This is a genomic window from Streptomyces sp. NBC_00887, from assembly GCF_045207585.1.
Window position 1 is genome coordinate 1,155,463 of the sequence record NZ_CP108788.1, and the last position, 15,694, is coordinate 1,171,156.

Annotated in this window: 16 protein-coding genes and 1 pseudogene; 8 read left to right on the top strand and 9 right to left on the bottom strand. The window is 70.8% G+C overall.

Translation table 11 applies throughout. From position 1 onward, the window contains the following. Positions 1–82 precede the first annotated feature (82 nt). Positions 83–1,129, top strand: a complete 1,047-nt coding sequence (locus tag OG844_RS05225; RefSeq protein ID WP_406388412.1) for a hypothetical protein — start codon at positions 83–85, stop codon at positions 1,127–1,129. Positions 1,130–1,195: 66 nt separating this feature from the next. Continuing rightward, positions 1,196–2,524: an MFS transporter gene (locus OG844_RS05230; protein ID WP_406388414.1), complete on the top strand. Its 1,329-nt coding sequence runs from the start codon at positions 1,196–1,198 to the stop codon at positions 2,522–2,524. On the opposite strand, the gene OG844_RS05235 is transcribed toward OG844_RS05230, so the two are convergent. From OG844_RS05235 to OG844_RS05250, 4 genes are all read right to left on the bottom strand, one after another. Then, positions 2,486–3,331 carry a spermidine synthase gene (locus OG844_RS05235; RefSeq protein ID WP_406388416.1) on the bottom strand — a complete coding sequence of 282 codons (846 nt, stop codon included), beginning with the start codon at positions 3,329–3,331 and terminating at the stop codon, positions 2,486–2,488. The genes OG844_RS05230 and OG844_RS05235 overlap by 39 nt on opposite strands. Before the next feature lie 192 nt (positions 3,332–3,523). Continuing rightward, positions 3,524–4,693, bottom strand: a complete 1,170-nt coding sequence (gene tuf, locus OG844_RS05240) for an elongation factor Tu (RefSeq protein WP_406388418.1) — start codon at positions 4,691–4,693, stop codon at positions 3,524–3,526. A 93-nt stretch (positions 4,694–4,786) separates the two neighbouring features. Then, a complete protein-coding gene (locus OG844_RS05245) occupies positions 4,787–4,930 on the bottom strand; it encodes a hypothetical protein (protein ID WP_406388419.1) in 144 nt (47 codons plus the stop codon). Positions 4,931–5,025: 95 nt separating this feature from the next. Further along, positions 5,026–5,742, bottom strand: coding sequence for a DNA alkylation repair protein (locus OG844_RS05250; RefSeq protein WP_406388421.1), 717 nt, complete (start codon positions 5,740–5,742; stop codon positions 5,026–5,028). 453 nt (positions 5,743–6,195) lie between these two features. Between OG844_RS05250 and OG844_RS05255 the strand changes: the two genes are divergently transcribed. Both OG844_RS05255 and OG844_RS05260 read left to right on the top strand, forming a co-directional pair. Then, complete coding sequence (locus tag OG844_RS05255) at positions 6,196–6,906, top strand: TVP38/TMEM64 family protein (RefSeq protein WP_406388423.1); 711 nt, start codon at positions 6,196–6,198, stop codon at positions 6,904–6,906. A gap of 195 nt (positions 6,907–7,101) precedes the next feature. After that, positions 7,102–7,974 carry an undecaprenyl-diphosphate phosphatase gene (locus tag OG844_RS05260; protein ID WP_406388424.1) on the top strand — a complete coding sequence of 291 codons (873 nt, stop codon included), beginning with the start codon at positions 7,102–7,104 and terminating at the stop codon, positions 7,972–7,974. Between the two features lie 33 nt (positions 7,975–8,007). Here the strand turns inward: OG844_RS05260 and OG844_RS05265 are convergent, their stop codons facing one another. Both OG844_RS05265 and OG844_RS05270 read right to left on the bottom strand, forming a co-directional pair. Further along, on the bottom strand, positions 8,008–8,580 hold the full coding sequence (locus OG844_RS05265) for a DUF5565 family protein (protein ID WP_406388425.1): 573 nt from the start codon (positions 8,578–8,580) through the stop codon (positions 8,008–8,010). A gap of 221 nt (positions 8,581–8,801) precedes the next feature. Continuing rightward, positions 8,802–9,227, bottom strand: a complete 426-nt coding sequence (locus OG844_RS05270; protein ID WP_406388427.1) for a hypothetical protein — start codon at positions 9,225–9,227, stop codon at positions 8,802–8,804. Between the two features lie 314 nt (positions 9,228–9,541). Here OG844_RS05270 and OG844_RS05275 point away from each other — a divergent pair, with 314 nt between their 5' ends. Then, positions 9,542–9,712, top strand: a complete 171-nt coding sequence (locus tag OG844_RS05275) for a hypothetical protein (RefSeq protein ID WP_351168434.1) — start codon at positions 9,542–9,544, stop codon at positions 9,710–9,712. 15 nt (positions 9,713–9,727) lie between these two features. Here the strand turns inward: OG844_RS05275 and OG844_RS05280 are convergent, their stop codons facing one another. Further along, entirely contained in the window at positions 9,728–10,096 is a 369-nt protein-coding gene (locus OG844_RS05280) for a VOC family protein (protein WP_406388428.1), read from the bottom strand. A 195-nt stretch (positions 10,097–10,291) separates the two neighbouring features. Between OG844_RS05280 and OG844_RS05285 the strand changes: the two are divergent. From OG844_RS05285 to lnt, 3 genes and pseudogenes are all read left to right on the top strand, one after another. Next, positions 10,292–11,161 (top strand): annotated as a pseudogene (locus OG844_RS05285) (aminoglycoside phosphotransferase family protein). Between the two features lie 145 nt (positions 11,162–11,306). Continuing rightward, on the top strand, positions 11,307–11,783 hold the full coding sequence (locus tag OG844_RS05290; RefSeq protein ID WP_406388430.1) for a nuclear transport factor 2 family protein: 477 nt from the start codon (positions 11,307–11,309) through the stop codon (positions 11,781–11,783). Positions 11,784–11,919: 136 nt separating this feature from the next. Further along, positions 11,920–13,563: an apolipoprotein N-acyltransferase gene (gene lnt / locus OG844_RS05295; protein ID WP_406388431.1), complete on the top strand. Its 1,644-nt coding sequence runs from the start codon at positions 11,920–11,922 to the stop codon at positions 13,561–13,563. On the opposite strand, the gene OG844_RS05300 is transcribed toward lnt, so the two are convergent. After that, positions 13,487–14,392 carry a Gfo/Idh/MocA family protein gene (locus tag OG844_RS05300; RefSeq protein ID WP_406396012.1) on the bottom strand — a complete coding sequence of 302 codons (906 nt, stop codon included), beginning with the start codon at positions 14,390–14,392 and terminating at the stop codon, positions 13,487–13,489. The two genes, lnt and OG844_RS05300, sit on opposite strands and share 77 nt — an antisense overlap. Positions 14,393–14,424: 32 nt before the next feature. Then, a complete protein-coding gene (locus OG844_RS05305) occupies positions 14,425–15,636 on the bottom strand; it encodes an FAD-dependent monooxygenase (protein ID WP_406388432.1) in 1,212 nt (403 codons plus the stop codon). Positions 15,637–15,694 lie beyond the last annotated feature (58 nt).

Genomic DNA, 15,694 nt, shown 5'->3' on the forward strand with positions numbered 1-15,694 from the left:
ACTCGCGGGTACAAGGCTTTGGCCATCTCCTCACAGGGGCGGCCGTAGCAGTGGGCGCCGCACCCCTCTATGGTTACTGGCCATGTGGCCAGGACAGCAGCCGCCCGGGGGCGAGCAAAACCCGCAGGACCAGAATCAGAACCCGTACCAGCAGCCGGGGTACCAGCAGCCGAATCCCTACCAGCAGCCGGGATACCAGCAGCAGGGTTATCCGCAGCAGGGCCAGCCCGGGCAGCAGCCGGGCTACCCGCAGCCGAACCCGTACCAGCAGCCGACGATGCCGCAGTACGCGGTGCCGGGGCCGCCCGGAGGTCCGCAGCCGGACGACAAGAAGAAGACGGCGATCGTCGCGATCGTCGCCGCCACCGCGGTCGTCGTGGCGGCTGTCGTCACCGGCGTCGTCGTCATGGGCAAGGACGACGACAAGGGCGGCAAGACCGTCGCCGACGACAAGAAGTCGTCGCCGTCGGCGAAGCCGTCCGACGCCACCTCCTCGCCCGCGGCCAACCCGCGGGGCGGTGAGGACGCCGCGCCGACGATCCCCGGCTGGAAGGTCGTCACGAACCCCAAGTGGGGCACGCAGTTCGACGTACCCGGCGACTGGGAGGTCTCGGGCGCCGGCGTGTTCTCCGGCTTCGAGAACGTCAAGAAGCCCGAGGGCCCGCCCGCCGTCGGCTTCTCCGCGCCGGCCCACTACAAGAGCAAGTGGTGCGTCGACGACGCCGACAAGGACGGCACCAAGGAGGACACCGGTCTGGCCGGCGTCGGCACCAAGGGAGGTCAGGGCGCCAAGAGCACCGACGAGGCCGCCACCAACGAGGCCGCCAACTGGGTGTGGGCCGCCTACGCCCAGGAGGACCCCAAGGAGAAGGTCAAGATCGGCAAGCCCAAGCCGTACACGACCAAGTCCGGCCTCTCCGGCAGCGTGGTGACCGCCACCGCGACGGGGCTGGCCAACAAGGACAAGTGCGACACCGACGGCAAGTCGATCGCCTTCACCTTCAAGAACGCCAAGGCCGAGTACTCGTCCTGGATCCTCTACGCCAACGCGGGCGTGGACGACGAACTCCCGGACGCCACCATCCAGAAGATCCTCAGCACGGTCCGGCTCGCGGAGAGCACGTCCTGACGCTCCGCACCCTCGGAACGGCCGGCCCATTTGGCAGCGAGGGGCTGCGGCGGGGATAGTCCCCTGGTGACTTCCGCCGCCGCATCTCCGCCCCCCTCGCTCCGCTCCGAGCGGACGGGCCGCAACTTCGGTCTGCTGACAGCCGCCGCGATCATCACGGGCCTGGGTACCCACGGCGCGCTGATCGCGGCGGCGTTCGCGGTTCTGGAGTCGGGCGGCGACGCCGGCGACGTCGGCCTGGTCGCCGCCGCGCGTACCGCGCCGCTGGTGCTCTTCCTGCTGATCGGCGGTGCGATCGCCGACCGGCTGCCGCGCCACCGGGTGATGGTCGCTGCGAACTCGCTCAACTGCGTCTCCCAGGCGGTGTTCGCCTGGCTGGTCCTGACCGGCGACGCCCAGCTGTGGCACATGATGCTCCTGACCGCGCTGTGCGGCACCGGGCAGGCCTTCTTCAGTCCCGCTGCCGAGGGCATGCTGATGTCCGGCGTCAGCGGCGAGCAGGCGAGCCGCGCCTTCGCCCTCTTCCGGATGTCCATGCACGGTGCGGCCATCGGCGGCGCGGCGCTCGGCGGCGCGATGATCGCCGCCATGGACCCCGGCTGGGTGCTGGCCGCCGACGCGGCGGCGTTCGCCGTGGCCGGTGCGCTGCGGGCCTTCCTCGACGTGAGCCACATTCCGAAGCGCGCTCCGGGCGGTGGACTGCTCGCCGATCTGCGTGACGGCTGGCGGGAGGTCGCGAGCCGCCCCTGGCTCTGGGCCATCGTGCTGCAGTTCTCCGTGGTCGTGGCCGTCATCGGCGCCGCCGAGGCGGTGTACGGACCCCTGGTGGCCCGGGACGAGCTCGGCGGTGCGCGCCCATGGGGGTTCGCGCTCGCCGCGTTCGGAGTCGGCACGCTGGGCGGGGCGCTGCTGATGATGCGCTGGAAGCCCCGACGTCTGCTGCTCGCCGGGACGCTCTGCGTGTTCCCGCTGGCGTTGCCCTCGGCGAGCCTCGCCGTGCCGCTGCCGGTGGCCGGTCTCTGCGGGGTGATGTTCGTGACCGGGGTCGCCATCGAGGTGTTCGGCGTCTCCTGGATGACGGCGCTCCATCAGGAGATCCCGGAGGAGAAGCTGTCCCGGGTCTCGGCGTACGACTGGTTCGGCTCCGTCGCGATGGTGCCGCTGGCCACGGCGGCGGCCGGTCCGGTGGAGACACTGGTGGGCCGCAGCGAGGCCCTGTGGGGCTGCGCCGCGCTGATCGTGGTGGTGACGGCGGCGGTGCTGCTCGTCCCGGACGTACGGAACCTGACCCGGCGCAGCACGGTGAAGGCGGCCGGAGGCCCGGCGCCGGTGCCGCCCGCGCAGGAGCGCCGGGTGTCAGCCGATACCGAAGGCTCCGTCGGGGGGCTCGGGTGAGGCGACCGCGTCGGCGTCCCGTACGGGCTCGGCGCCACCTACGAGCCGTGTGAGCGCCGTCCCGTGGGCGACCCGGGCGGGGAACGCGTCCGCGGCGCACACCCTCGTCAGCGGTGCGATGTCGAGGGGGCTTCGCGAGGCGACGAGCACGACGTTGCCGAAGCGACGGCCGCGCAGTACGGCCGGCTCCGCGATCAGCGCGAGCTCGTCGAAGACCTCGGCGAAGTTGGCGAGCTGCGGGCGCAGGAAGCCGAAGGGCGCGCTGTCCGCCAGGTTGGCCGCGTAGATCCCTCCGGCCCGCAGGACCCGCCCGGCGGCCCGTGCGTACTCGACGGACGTGAGGTGCGCCGGTACCCGTGCGCCGCCGAAGACGTCGGCGATCAGCAGGTCGGCGGAATCCTCCGGTGCCTCTTCCAGCCAGCCCCGGGCGTCGGTGCCGTGCACGGTGATCCCGGCCGCTTCGGGCAGCGGCAGATGCTCATGGACCAGCTCGATCAGTCCCCGGTCGGCCTCGGCCACGTCCTGCCGGGAGCCGGGGCGGGTCGCCGCGACGTAGCGGGGCAGCGTGAGCGCGCCGCCGCCGAGGTGCACCGCGTCCAAGGGCGCGCCGGGCTCTGCCGCGAGGTCCACGACATGGGCGAGCCGCTGCACGTACTCGAATTCGAGGTACTCCGGATCGTCGAGGTCGACGTACGACTGCGGGGCTCCGTCGACCGTGAGCAGCCACGCCCGGTCCCGGTCCACGTCGGGCAGCAGCCGGGCGGTGCCGAAGTCGGCGGCGCGGATGACGGGTATCGGCTCGTTCACGCCCTCATTGTTCCCTGTTTCCCGGGCGGGCCGGACTGCCCGGGAATACCGGATGTTCCCGGGTGTACCGGACTGCCCGGGTGTACCGGACTGCCCGGGTGTACCGGACTGCCCGGGTGCGCCTGACTGCCCGGGTCCGCAGGACATGCGGAACCCGCCCCCCGTGGAATGCGGGAGGCGGGTTCCCCGGCCTCAGAGCAGGCCGGTGACCGTACCGGCGCCGACGGTCCTGCCGCCCTCGCGGATCGCGAAGCCGAGACCGGACTCCAGCGGGATGTCACGGCCGAGCTCGATGGTCATGGTGACCGTGTCGCCGGGCCGGGCCACGGCCGTTTCGCCGAGGTCGACGTCGCCGACCACGTCCGCCGTACGGATGTAGAACTGCGGCCGGTAGCCGGTGGTGACCGCGGTGGTGCGGCCGCCTTCCCGGGCCGACAGGACGTACACCTGCGCGGTGAAGCGCCGGCTCGGACTGACACTTCCGGGAGCCGCCACCACATGGCCGCGGCGGACCCGGTCGCGCTCCACTCCGCGCAGCAGCAACGCGACGTTGTCCCCGGCCTCCGCGGACTCCATCGGCTTGCCGAAGGTCTCCAGGCCGGTCACGACCGTCTCGATGTCCGCACCGAGCACCGCCACCCGGTCCCCCACGCGCACCGTGCCGCGCTCCACGGCACCGGTGACGACGGTGCCGCGGCCCGTGATGGTGAGCACGTTCTCCACGGACAGCAGGAACGGCGCGTCGATGTAGCGCACGGGCATCGGCACGTACGTGTCGATCGCGTCGAGCAGCCCTTCGATGGACGCCGTCCACCGCGGGTCCCCCTCCAGGGCCTTGAGCCCCGACACCCGTACGACGGGCACCGTGTCGCCGCCGTAGCCGTGCGCGGAGAGCAGCTCACGGACCTCCAGCTCGACGAGGTCGGTCAGCTCGGGGTCACCCACGTCGGCCTTGTTGAGGGCGACGACGATGTGGTCGACGCCGACCTGACGGGCCAGCAGGACGTGCTCCGCGGTCTGGGGCATGATCCCGTCGAGCGCGGAGACGACGAGGATCGCCCCGTCGAGCTGCGCCGCTCCGGTGACCATGTTCTTGATGTAGTCGGCGTGGCCGGGCATGTCGACGTGCGCGTAGTGCCGGGTGTCGGTCTCGTACTCGACGTGCGAGATGTTGATGGTGATGCCGCGCTGCGCCTCCTCGGGCGCCCGGTCGATCCGGTCGAACGGCACGAAGGTGCCGGTCCCCCGGTCGCTCAGCACCTTGGTGATGGCGGCGGTCAGTGTGGTCTTGCCGTGGTCGACGTGGCCCATGGTGCCGATGTTCAGGTGCGGCTTGGTGCGCACGTATGCCGTCTTGGGCATGGCTCATTCCTTGGAATTCGAGGCTGAGAAGAGAAGACCCCAGGGCCCCGCCGACCCTCCCCTTACGGGGTCCGCCGGACTGTCGGGGGAGGGTCAGCTTCGGGCGCCGCCGATGGGCGCTGCGGCAGCGAGGAACGCTGCTTCGACTGCTGCTGCGGTTGCGACCGCGGTGCTCACGGCAGCCTTCGGCGAGTCCGCGACTGCGGACTGCGCTGCGAGGAAGGCGTACCGGAACATGTCCCTGATCATGGCGGAGCGGCGCGGGGGCGTCGAATGGTTTTCGGGCGGGCGGACGGGCCTGCCGCACACACGAGTTCAGCCGGCCGTGGTCGTCACACGTTCCGGAGCGCCTCGCGGACGGACAGCGGCGACAACCTGTCCCGGGCACCCTCGACGAAGTCGCGCACGGCATCCGGGTCGGTCTTCGCGTACTCGCGCAGACACCAGCCGATCGCCTTGCGGATGAAGAAGTCCGGGTGGTCGGCCCGCGCCAGGCAGTAGCCGAACAGCCTTCCTGTGTCGGTCAGTTCCTTGTACCGCAGTTGGTGCAGCAGGGCCGTGCGGGCGACCCACATGTCGTCGCCCTCGATCCACCGGTCCATCGCCGTCGCGAGCACCGGATCGGCGGTCACGAGCGGGCCTGCGACATGGGCGGCGAGCAGGTCGACGGTGTCCCACCAGGCCCTGGTGGAGACGAGGTGGCGCAGGACCGGGAGGAACCCGGAGGAGCAGCGCGCCACATGGCGGCGCAGGTAGTCGACGGCGAAGTACTGGTACTCACGCTCCGGCAACTCCCAGCAGCGCAGGGCGATCGCCGTACAGTCCGCCTCGTCCGGCCGCCTCGTACCGGCCAGCAGGGTCCGCGAAAGGGCCCGCCGCTGCGGGGTGGCGATGCCGAGGAACGGGGCGATGTCCTTCATGTACGCGGCTGCCGAGACCGCTCGTTCCGGGTCGGCGGCCCGGGGGTAGACAGCCGTGAGCCGCTCGAACAGGGTGTCGGCGAGCTCGCTGTCCGGCACGGTGGGAGCGGCGTGCGCTGCGGGCCTCATGGGCTGCACATTACGGCGATCACGCGTCTGTTCCGGTTCATCCCCCCGAACCACCAGGAACACTCCGGACGATGATCCAGTACTCGTCGTCCGCCTCCGAGACCGCGAACGGACGACTTCCGTCCGCCGACAGACCCAGGAACTCGGGCGAGCCCGTCTCCGCCGCGATGCGGTACGGAAGGGCTACGCGCCGGCACGGGTACCGACCCCTCGACAACCGTCAATCCGCACGCCAGCAAGATGTTTCGCCCATCCCGAGCCTCACCGCTGTGCATCGACCATCGTCGGCCACGCCCGCTCCCTCCCGGCAACCCCACGGGCACGGGCACCTGGGCAAACCGGGCGGAGGCTGAGGACACCTGCCGCCTGAACAGATGCCCCGCACAGTCAGCCGGTGTATCGCGTCCGGACACATTACGGCGATCACACACCCGTCTCGGTTAGTCTCCCCAAATGTTCGACCCCGTCCCCGCCGCCCGGCCCGCCGGCGGTCTCGCAGTGCGTTGTACGAGGGTGCTGCTCTCACCCTGGTCCCGGTTCTCCCTGCTCGTGGCCGTACTGCTGGCTGCCGCCACCTCGATGCTGCTGTTCGAACCACAGCGGCTGCTCGCCTCCGGCTGGCCACCCCAGCTGACCGGTTCGGCCGCGGCCATGCTGTTCGGCGCCGCGTACGGCGTGTGCACCGTGGCGTTCGTACCGCGTCCGCTTCTCAACCTCGCCGCCGGTGCGCTCTTCGGCGCACAGACAGGCCTGGCGGCGGCTCTGGCGGGTACCGTGCTCGGCGCGGGTGTCTCCTTCATGCTCGGTCGGGTACTGGGACAGGACGCCCTCCGGACGCTCCTGCGCGGACGGTGGATGAAGGCCGCGGACGGACTGCTGAGCCGGCACGGTTTCCGCTCCATGCTGGCGCTGCGGCTCTTCCCCGGAGTGCCGTTCGCCGCCGCCAACTACTGTGCGGCGACCTCCCGGATGGGGTACCCGCCGTTCCTGCTGGCCACCGGGATCGGTTCGATCCCCAATACGGCGGCGTACGTCATCGCGGGCAGCGAGGCATCCTCGCCGACCTCGCCCGCCTTCCTGGCGGCCATGGGCTTCATCGTGCTGTCGGGGGCGGGTGCGGCCCTGCTCGCCTGGCGCAAGCGTCACCGGCTGGGCGGTTCCTGAGCGGTGCACGGGCGGCGTAGCGGGGGCAGCCGGGAGTCCGTTCACGTACAGGCGATACGCTGCGCGCGACCGAAAGACGATCTCCGGGGCGCAACACCATGCCCTCTTTTTCCCTTTTGACCGCTTCCGCACGCTGTCGACGGCTTGAGTCTCCGTCGGACGTTGCATGATCACCTCCGGGATGGCCAAAGCCCCATGAGCTGGTTCGAATCATTCGTCCTGGGCCTCGTTCAGGGACTGACCGAGTTCCTGCCGATCTCCTCCAGCGCACACCTGCGGCTGACCGCCGCGTTCGCCGGCTGGCACGACCCGGGTGCGGCGTTCACCGCCATCACGCAGATCGGCACCGAGGCTGCGGTCCTCATCTACTTCCGCAAGGACATCGCCCGGATCGTCTCGGCCTGGTTCCGGTCACTGACCAACTCCTCGATGCGAGGCGACCACGACGCCCAGATGGGCTGGCTGGTGATCATCGGTTCGATTCCCATCGGCGTGCTGGGCGTGACCTTCAAGGACCAGATCGAGGGCCCCTTCCGCGACCTCCGTCTGATCGCGACGACGCTGATCGTCATGGGCATCGTCCTCGGCATCGCGGACCGCCTCGCGGCCCGTGACGAGACCGGCGGCAAGCACCGGGCGATCAAGGAGCGCAAGTCGCTGAAGGAACTGGGCGTCAGGGACGGCCTGATCTTCGGTTTCTGCCAGGCAATGGCCCTGATCCCGGGCGTCTCCCGCTCGGGTGCCACGATCAGCGGTGGGCTGCTCATGGGCTACACCCGTGAGGCAGCGGCCCGCTACTCCTTCCTTCTCGCCATTCCTGCGGTGCTGGCCTCGGGCGCGTTCGAGCTCAAGGACGCGGGCGAGGGACATGTCTCCTGGGGGCCGACGATCTTCGCGACGATCATCGCGTTCGTGGTCGGCTACGCGGTCATCGCATGGTTCATGAAGTTCATCACGACCAAGAGCTTCATGCCGTTCGTCATCTACCGCGTGCTTCTGGGCATCCTCCTGTTCATCCTGATCGGCGCGGGTGTCCTGAGCCCCCACGCCGGTGAATCCGCGGGCTGAGACCGGCCCTGCGGAAGAAGTCGGCAAGACCCGTCAGGGCTGCTCCTGGCGGGGGAAGTCCCTGCCTTTGATCTTCACCATGCGCCCGTCGGGGTGGTGCCAGACGATGCCCTCGTAGGGGCGGGCGTGCAGCCAGGTGCGTAGGCCGTCGTAGTCACGGGGTGCAGTAGCGAAGTCCTGCCGGATGGACAGAACGGACCATCCGTGGGGTACGAGGACGTGGTCGGCGTAGTTCTCCGGGTTCCCGTTGACCTTCGGGCCCAGGAGCTCGTAGGTGCCCGGCTTCTCGATCTCGCGGCTCCCGACGGCTTCGGCGTGGATCTTCGCGAAGCTGGACTGCGCGACAGGTTCCCAACCGACGGTCCTGCCCGTCTCATCGTCGGTTGAAATCAGGACGTAGCCCGGTGGCGGCGTCCTCCCACGCTTCACCTCGCGGCGCGCCCACCACTCTCCGGACTGATCGAGCATGACGCACGTGCCGTCGTACTTCCGGGTCGCCTCCCCCTCACCGGCTATCACCCATGCGCAGCCCGGAGTCACCTCGGGCAGCACAAGAGCGGGGCGGGCGTCGAAGTCGCGGACGAACAGGGTCGGGATCTTCCTCATGCGCTCCTCCTGTGTCGATGACCACGACAGTCTCCGGCGCGCTCCCCGGAGGCCGCCAGTCGTTTTGGCACTCCCACCGCGCCCCGCACCGGCCGCGCAGGACCCCATCTCCGACGGCTCGGTCAGGCTCACACAGAAGTGCTCCGGCTCTTCGTGTCCTTCCATCGAGCCGAAGGAAGCCCCGGACCATCGGGCCTGGGGCTTCACTGTGCGGTGCGGCATCAGGCCGGGCACTTGCCGCCTGCGGCCTGGTACTCGGTGGTACCGGCCGGGAGTCCTGCTTCTGCCGATCCGGCTGCCCCGACGACGTAGCGCCCGTTGGCGAGGCGCCGGTCGTACTCGTCCCCGCCGGTCGTGCATTCGATGCCGACGACGTACACGGCCTCTTCGGTGAGTTCGGCCTTCACGGCGTCGAAGACGGCAGGGAGCCGGTCGTCGCTGTCGACTTGGACGAGGACGTTCCTGACGGCGCCCACCTCTTCCCGTTCGGTGATCTTGTAGGCGACCGCGGCGGCGTTGCTCCCGCCTCGGACCCCGTCGCCGCCCGTGTTGCTTCCACCGTTCTCGCTGCTGACGTCGTCGGCGCAACCGCTCAGAGCGACGGTGGCGGCGAGGGTGATGAGGACGGTACCGACTGTGGCTCTCATCCGATTCATCATCCGTACCCTCTGCCGATACGTCTCCCTATTTCAGATTGTTGACAGCTTTTCGTATGCATAGGTCACTATCTGCCCTGACAGGCCGCCTTCTTGTTCATCACGCCGAGGCAGTGCCGATCACGGTGGCCGCTCACGGCCCGCCGAGTGATGACCAGTTGCAGCCCGTGCCAGGGGTTCGGCGCGCTTCGGCCGGTGTCGTCCCGTCGGCCACGGCAGGAGTCGGCGACACCACGACGCCCAGGTCAGCGGAGACCGGTAACCCGTCGCCGCCGTAGAACCTCGACCGCCCGTACAATCTGCACATGCCCACCCCGCCCTCCGAGCCGACGCCTGTCCGCTCACTCACCGAGCTGAACGCGGAGATCCGCGCGCTCGTCGACGGCGGCCTGGTGTCCCCGGAGTCCCGCCGGGAGTACGAACGGCTGCTGGTCGAGTGGGGGGCCTCGGTGCAGGGCGGCGTCGAGGCGGCCTGACCGTCGGTGCGGGCGTCAGGAGCTTCGCTCCGGCGGCTGGTGCAGCCCGAAGGGGGCACCCTGGTCGTCGTGGCAGAGCTGGAAGCGGCCGAACCGGGCGACCGACCCTTCGTCGCTTCCCAGGTCGATGTCGTCGACCTGCCCGCCGAGTTCGCGGACGCGTGCCACCGCGGACGCCATGTCGTCGACGGCGAAGAACAGGTACGGGCTCGCGCCCGCGTCCCCGCCGTGCAGCCCGCCGGGGACATTGGGCGTACCGATCGCGAACCCGCCGCCGTCGGCGGGGCCGGGCTCGAAGGTCCAGCCGAACAGCCCGCCGTAGAACGTCCGCGCCTGCCCGGGGTCGCCCGCACCCAGTTCGAAGAAGGAGACCTCACCGGCCATTACGGGTACCTGCCGTCCGCTCGGAGACTTTCCGTCCACGCTACGGCCGGCCGCGGCCCGTGGCATTCCGCCGTGCCGCCCCGCCGCCGGGAAACCGCGTTGCCATCTGTTCTCCCCCTCCATACGGTGCGGCGCGTGCTGCCTGAAGTGAATACGGACGAGGAGTGGGACGCGGTCGTACCGGACGAGGCCGTGATGCGTCCCGGCGCGGAGGATCTCTGTGCACGGCTCGGGCTCGCCGGAGCCCCCCTCACCCGCTTCCCGGAAGGCTCCCAGCCGGTGTACGCGGTCGGGGACGAACAAGTGCTCAAACTGTTCCCGGGGGCGGCTGCCGAGGACGGCATCGCCGAAGGACGGGTGCTGACCCATGTGCAACGGCGGCTCCCCGTCCCCACGCCCGAGGTGCGCAGCTTCGGAGCGTACGAGAACGGCCGGCAGTAGCAGTACGTCCTGATGTCCCGGCTGCCCGGTGAAGGCCTCGCCGGCGCCTGGGACCGCATGCCGCGGGCGGACCACGAGCGGATCGTGAGCGAGGCCGGCGAGACGCTCGCCGGCCTGCACGCACTCGACACCGAGCCGCTCGCGGACGTGCTCGGCCCCGGCGACTGGAGTGCGTTCGTGGCCGGGCAGCGTGCGGACGCGGTCGTGCGGCAGCAGAAGCGAGGGCTGGGGGAAGCCTGGTCGGAACAGATCCCCGGCTTCCTGGACCGGATGCGACCTCCGCCCGCCCCTCGACCCGCCCTTCTGCACACGGAGTTCATGCGCGAGCACCTGCTCGTGGACGCGGGCGGCCGCAGGCTCACCGGGCTGTTCGATTTCGAGCCTGCCATGATCGGCGACCCTGCCTACGACTTCGTGGCCGTCGGACTCTTCGTGACGCGCGGGGACCCGCAGTTGATGGGACGGGTGCTGAAGGCGTACGGCCGGACCTTCGAACCGTCGGAACTCCTGGCGTACACGCTGCTGCACGTGCACAGCGACCTCCCCTGGTACCTCCGGGAACTGCCGGCTCCCGCAGACGGCACGCTGGACTCGCTCGCGGACATGTGGTTCGGCGCGCTGTGAAGTGAGCCGCGTCCGTCAGCCGCCCGGTACACCTCCGCACCCGACCCGCACGTGGAGCTCCGGGATCGTCGCCCGCCTGGCACGGTCCGGCCACGTCTGGGGCCGGACCCTTGGCCTGCCGCTCCCACAGGCGGAGACTTGCGCGATGACACAGCGCGTGGCTCTCGCGACGGTGATGGACCGGCTCTCCATCGATGCATTGATCACTGACTACGCGGTCGCGGTGGACGACGGCACCTGGGACGACTACATCGCGTTGTTCACCGAGGACGGGCGCGCCGACTACCGCGGTGCCGGAGGGATCGAGGGCACGGCAGCCGAGGTCGCACAATGGCTCGCCCGGACCCTGCGTGCCTCCCCCGTCCGCCAGCACCTGATCGTCAACCGGCGGCTCGATCTCCAGGATCTTGGCGGCTACTCCGGTGACCGGGCACGGGTGCGGGCGGACTATCTGAACCCGATGGGCCCGGAAGCCGAACCCGGGAAACACGGGACGGCACCCGCCTTCGTCTCCGGCGGCAGGTTCGCCTTCGATCTGCTGCGTACGGAGCCGGGCTGGCGCATCCGTACCGTCGAGGCGCATGAGATGTGGCGGTGCGCGCCCGGCTCCCCCACCGGCTGACCCCCCGTCCGGCACCGGCGTCACCGGCTGGTCCCAGGGCCCGGCGGCGCCGTGTCGGACGGCACGCCCACTGTGCGCTGCCGATCTTCTGCCCCACACTGGGATCACGTGGGCGGACCGGCAGGGAGGACACGGTATGCCGTTGCGGGGCGGGCGGGTTCCGGCTGGCCGGGTTGCGGACGGCCCGGCCACCGGGTTCCTGCCTGGCGTGCACCTGCTGCGCTCACCCGGGTGGCGCGCCGCCGCCGCCCTGCTCGCGGGCGCACTGCCCGCCCTGGCGTTTCCCGAACCTTCGGCCTGGTGGTTCGCCTACGTCGCACTGGTGCCGTGGCTGCTCCTGATCCGGTCGGCGGACACCGGGCGGCGGGCGGCCTTCGACGGATGGCTCGGCGGCATGGGTTTCATGCTCGCCGTCCATCACTGGCTGGTTCCGAGCCTGCACGTGTTCATCGTGGTGCTCGCGGCGCTGCTCGGCCTGTTGTGGGCCCCCTGGGGCCTGCTGGTGGCCGGACTGCTCCGCGGATCACCATCCGTACCGCGCTCGGTCGCGGCTGTCGCCGTGGTGCCCTCCGGCTGGCTGATGATCGAACTCGTCCGCTCCTGGGAGGGGCTCGGCGGCCCCTGGGGGCTGCTGGGCGCCAGCCAGTGGGAGTTCGCGCCCGCCCTGCGGACCGCGTCGGTGGGCGGTGTGTGGCTGGTCAGCCTGCTCGTCCTGGCGGTGAACACGGCGGTCGCTCTGCTGATCGCCGTACCTGGGGCCCGCACTGCCGCGGCCGCGTCCCTGGTGGCGTGGACGTTGTTCGTCGGCGCGCTGTGGGTATGGGCACCTCGGCCGGAGAGCACGGGAACGGCCCGGATCGCCGTCGTGCAGCCGGGTGTTGTCGACGGCCCCGGCAGCATCGAGCGCCGGTTCGCGCGCAGTGAGGCGCTGACCCGTGGTCTCGCCGGCCGGGATGTCGACCTGGTGGTGTGGGGCGAGAGCAGTGTGGGTGTCGATCTTTCGCGCAGCCCCGGGACGGCGGCTCGGATCGCGGCGCTCTCGCGGCTGGTCGGGGCCGACGTGCTGGTGAACATGGATGCCAGGCGGACGGACGACACGGACCGCGCCGGGATCTTCAAGTCGGCGGTGCTGGTGGGTCCGGACGGGCCGACCGGGGACCGCTACGACAAGATGCGGCTGGTGCCGTTCGGTGAGTACGTCCCGGCCCGTGCGGTGCTGGGCTGGGCGACCTCGGTGGGCAAGGCCGCGGGTGAGGACCGCATGCGCGGCAGCCGCCCGGTGGTGATGCGCCTGCCGGGCGAGGACGGGCTGCGGCTCGGGCCGCTGGTGTGCTTCGAGTCCGCGTTTCCCGACATGAGCAGACGGCTCGCCAAGGACGGCGCCCAGGTGTTGATCGCCCAGTCGTCCACTTCGACGTTCCAGCACAGCTGGGCCCCGGAGCAGCATGCGTCGCTCGGGGCGCTGCGGGCGGCCGAGAGCGGGCGCCCGATGGTGCACGCCACCCTCACGGGCGTCAGCGCCGTGTACGGGCCGCAGGGCGAACGGGTGGGAACGTGGATCGGTACGGACGCGAGTGAGGCCGCCGTGTTCGACGTACCGCGCGCCCGGGGCACGACGCTCTATGCGCGCCTCGGTGCGTGGCCGGTGTACGGGGCACTGGCCGTGCTGACCGCCTTCTTCGCCGTGGCGGGGGTGCGATCCCTCAGGACGCCTGCTCCAGCGCGTCCCGGACCACGCGCTCGCACAGACGGTGGGTCTCCAGGGCGTCCTGGGCGCTGAGCACCTTTCCGGCCCTGATTCCGTCCAGGAAGGACAGCACGCTCTGCTCGATGCCGCGCTGGCGTGCGACGGGTACCCAGTCACCGCGCCGCCGGACGGTGGGCTGGCCCTTGTGGTCGACGACGTCGGCGAGGTTGAGGACCTGGCGCTTGGTGTCCTGGCCGGAGACCTCGAGGATCTCCTCGGTCGATCCGTTGAGCCGGTTCATCATGCCGATGGCGGTGAAGCCGTCTCCCGACAGCTGAAGAACCACATGGTGCATGAGGCCGTCGATGATGCGCGCCCGCACGACGGTACCGGTGACCGGACCGGGCACCAGGAAGCGCAGCGTGTCGACGACGTGGATGAAGTCGTCGAGCACCATGCTGCGCGGGTCCTCGGGCAACCCGACCCGGTTCTTCTGCAGCAGGATCAGCTCGCGCGGGTGCTCGACGCACTGCGCGTAGGACGGGGCGAGGCGGCGGTTGAACCCGACGGCGAGGCTCACGCCCCGCTCCTCGGCCAGGGCCACCAGCCGCTCGGAGTCGGCGAGTTCATGGGCGAGTGGCTTGTCGACGTAGGTGGGCACACCCGCTTCGAGCAGCCTGCCGGTGATCTCCGGGTGCACGGGGGTCGGTGCGTGCACGAAGGCGGCGTCCAGTCCCTGGGCCAGGAGCGAGTCGAGGTCTGCGTGGAGCTGCCGGGCGGGGATCCGATGGGTCTCCCCGACGGCCGCCAGGGTGGCCGGTGTACGGGTCTGCAGATGCAGCTCGACCCCGGGCAGGGCAGTCAGAACCGGCAGATACGCCTTCTGCGCGATGTCGCCGAGCCCGATGCAGCCGACCTTCACCAGTGTCTCCCTGTCGTCCGCGCACGCCCGTGTCACGGCCGCGTCATATGTCCGTCCTTGGTTCCGGCAGCATACGTGCGCCGGGGCGGCCGCCAGTCGGCGATCCCGTCGAAGGTCCGCAGGACGAGTCCCGGGCCGAGGCGGGAGGCGGTGGACATCAGCCCGTTCCGGAGTGCGGCGGCCGGCCCGCTGGACAGCTGCATCAGCCGGGAGACCTGTGCGGACTTGCGGACGATCGCCGTCGTACGGGGCAGTCTGACCGCGCTGTAGGCGGCTGTCCCCTCCGCCAGGTCGGCGTCCGGGGTGAGGTGGTGGGCGAGCACGATGGCGTCCTCGATGGCCTGGTTGCCGCCCTGGCCCAGCGTGGGTGCCATGGCGTGCGCGGCGTCACCCACGAGCACCGTTCGCCCCCGGTGGAAGGAGGGCAGCGGGTCGGTCAGGTGGTACACGTCGTGCCGCAGAACCCCCTCGGGCGTGACGGCGTCGATGATCCCGGGAACCGGGGCGTGCCAGTCGCCGAACCTGCGCAGGAGTTCCGCCTTCTCGTCGTCGGGTGCGACCGCCCCGGCCGGGGCACTGGCCGCCGCGTAGGCGTAGATCCGGCCGTCCTTCAGCGGATGGCTGCCCCACAGGGCGCCCCGGCCCCAGGTCTCCTGCGAGCCGATCGGGCTGCCGGGCGCGGGGGCGATGACACGCCAGGTGGTGAACCCGCTGTAGGTGGGACCCGGGTGATGCGGGAAGAGCGTGGAGCGTACGGACGAGCCGATGCCGTCGGCCCCGACCACGAGGTCGGCCTCGATGTCCCCGGAGGGTGTCCTCACGACGGCCCGGCGGCCGCCCGCGCTGCCGGCGCCGACGAGCTGGGCCGGTGTGCCGGTGTGCAGGGCGGTGTCGGGGATCCCGGCGCGGAGCAGGTCGATCAGGACGGAGCGGTGCAGCAGGACCAGAGGGCCGCCGAACCTCTCCGCCGCGGCCGCGCTGTTCATTCGGGCGAGCCAGCGGCCGGACGGATTGCGCATCCCGCCGTCGCCCTGCCAGGCGGCGAGGGACCTGATCGTGTCGCCGAGGCCGATGACGTCCAGGGCGCGCTGCGCGTTGGGAGAGAGGCTGATGCCGGCGCCGACCGGCTCCACCGAGGGCGCACGCTCCAGGACGGTGACGTGCCAGCCGCACCGGTGCAGCGCCGTGGCGGCGGTGAGTCCGCCGATTCCGCTGCCGATGATCACCGCATGGGGTGTCGTCATGACTGAGCCCTCCTCGGAACTACACCTGTAGTGCGAGATCCACCGTACTACAGCCGTA

Bases quoted from the DNA above. Each gene is read 5' to 3' on its own strand.
- OG844_RS05265 (WP_406388425.1), bottom strand. From the start codon at position 8,580: ATGAGGAAGATCCCGACCCTGTTCGTCCGCGACTTCGACGCCCGCCCC.
- OG844_RS05290 (WP_406388430.1), top strand. From the start codon at position 11,307: ATGACACAGCGCGTGGCTCTCGCGACGGTGATGGACCGGCTCTCCATC.
- OG844_RS05270 (WP_406388427.1), bottom strand. From the start codon at position 9,227: ATGAGAGCCACAGTCGGTACCGTCCTCATCACCCTCGCCGCCACCGTC.
- lnt (WP_406388431.1), top strand. From the start codon at position 11,920: ATGCCGTTGCGGGGCGGGCGGGTTCCGGCTGGCCGGGTTGCGGACGGC.
- OG844_RS05275 (WP_351168434.1), top strand. From the start codon at position 9,542: ATGCCCACCCCGCCCTCCGAGCCGACGCCTGTCCGCTCACTCACCGAG.
- OG844_RS05225 (WP_406388412.1), top strand. From the start codon at position 83: ATGTGGCCAGGACAGCAGCCGCCCGGGGGCGAGCAAAACCCGCAGGAC.
- OG844_RS05245 (WP_406388419.1), bottom strand. From the start codon at position 4,930: ATGTTCCGGTACGCCTTCCTCGCAGCGCAGTCCGCAGTCGCGGACTCG.
- tuf (WP_406388418.1), bottom strand. From the start codon at position 4,693: ATGCCCAAGACGGCATACGTGCGCACCAAGCCGCACCTGAACATCGGC.
- OG844_RS05280 (WP_406388428.1), bottom strand. From the start codon at position 10,096: ATGGCCGGTGAGGTCTCCTTCTTCGAACTGGGTGCGGGCGACCCCGGG.
- OG844_RS05305 (WP_406388432.1), bottom strand. From the start codon at position 15,636: ATGACGACACCCCATGCGGTGATCATCGGCAGCGGAATCGGCGGACTC.
- OG844_RS05260 (WP_406388424.1), top strand. From the start codon at position 7,102: ATGAGCTGGTTCGAATCATTCGTCCTGGGCCTCGTTCAGGGACTGACC.
- OG844_RS05255 (WP_406388423.1), top strand. From the start codon at position 6,196: ATGTTCGACCCCGTCCCCGCCGCCCGGCCCGCCGGCGGTCTCGCAGTG.
- OG844_RS05250 (WP_406388421.1), bottom strand. From the start codon at position 5,742: ATGAGGCCCGCAGCGCACGCCGCTCCCACCGTGCCGGACAGCGAGCTC.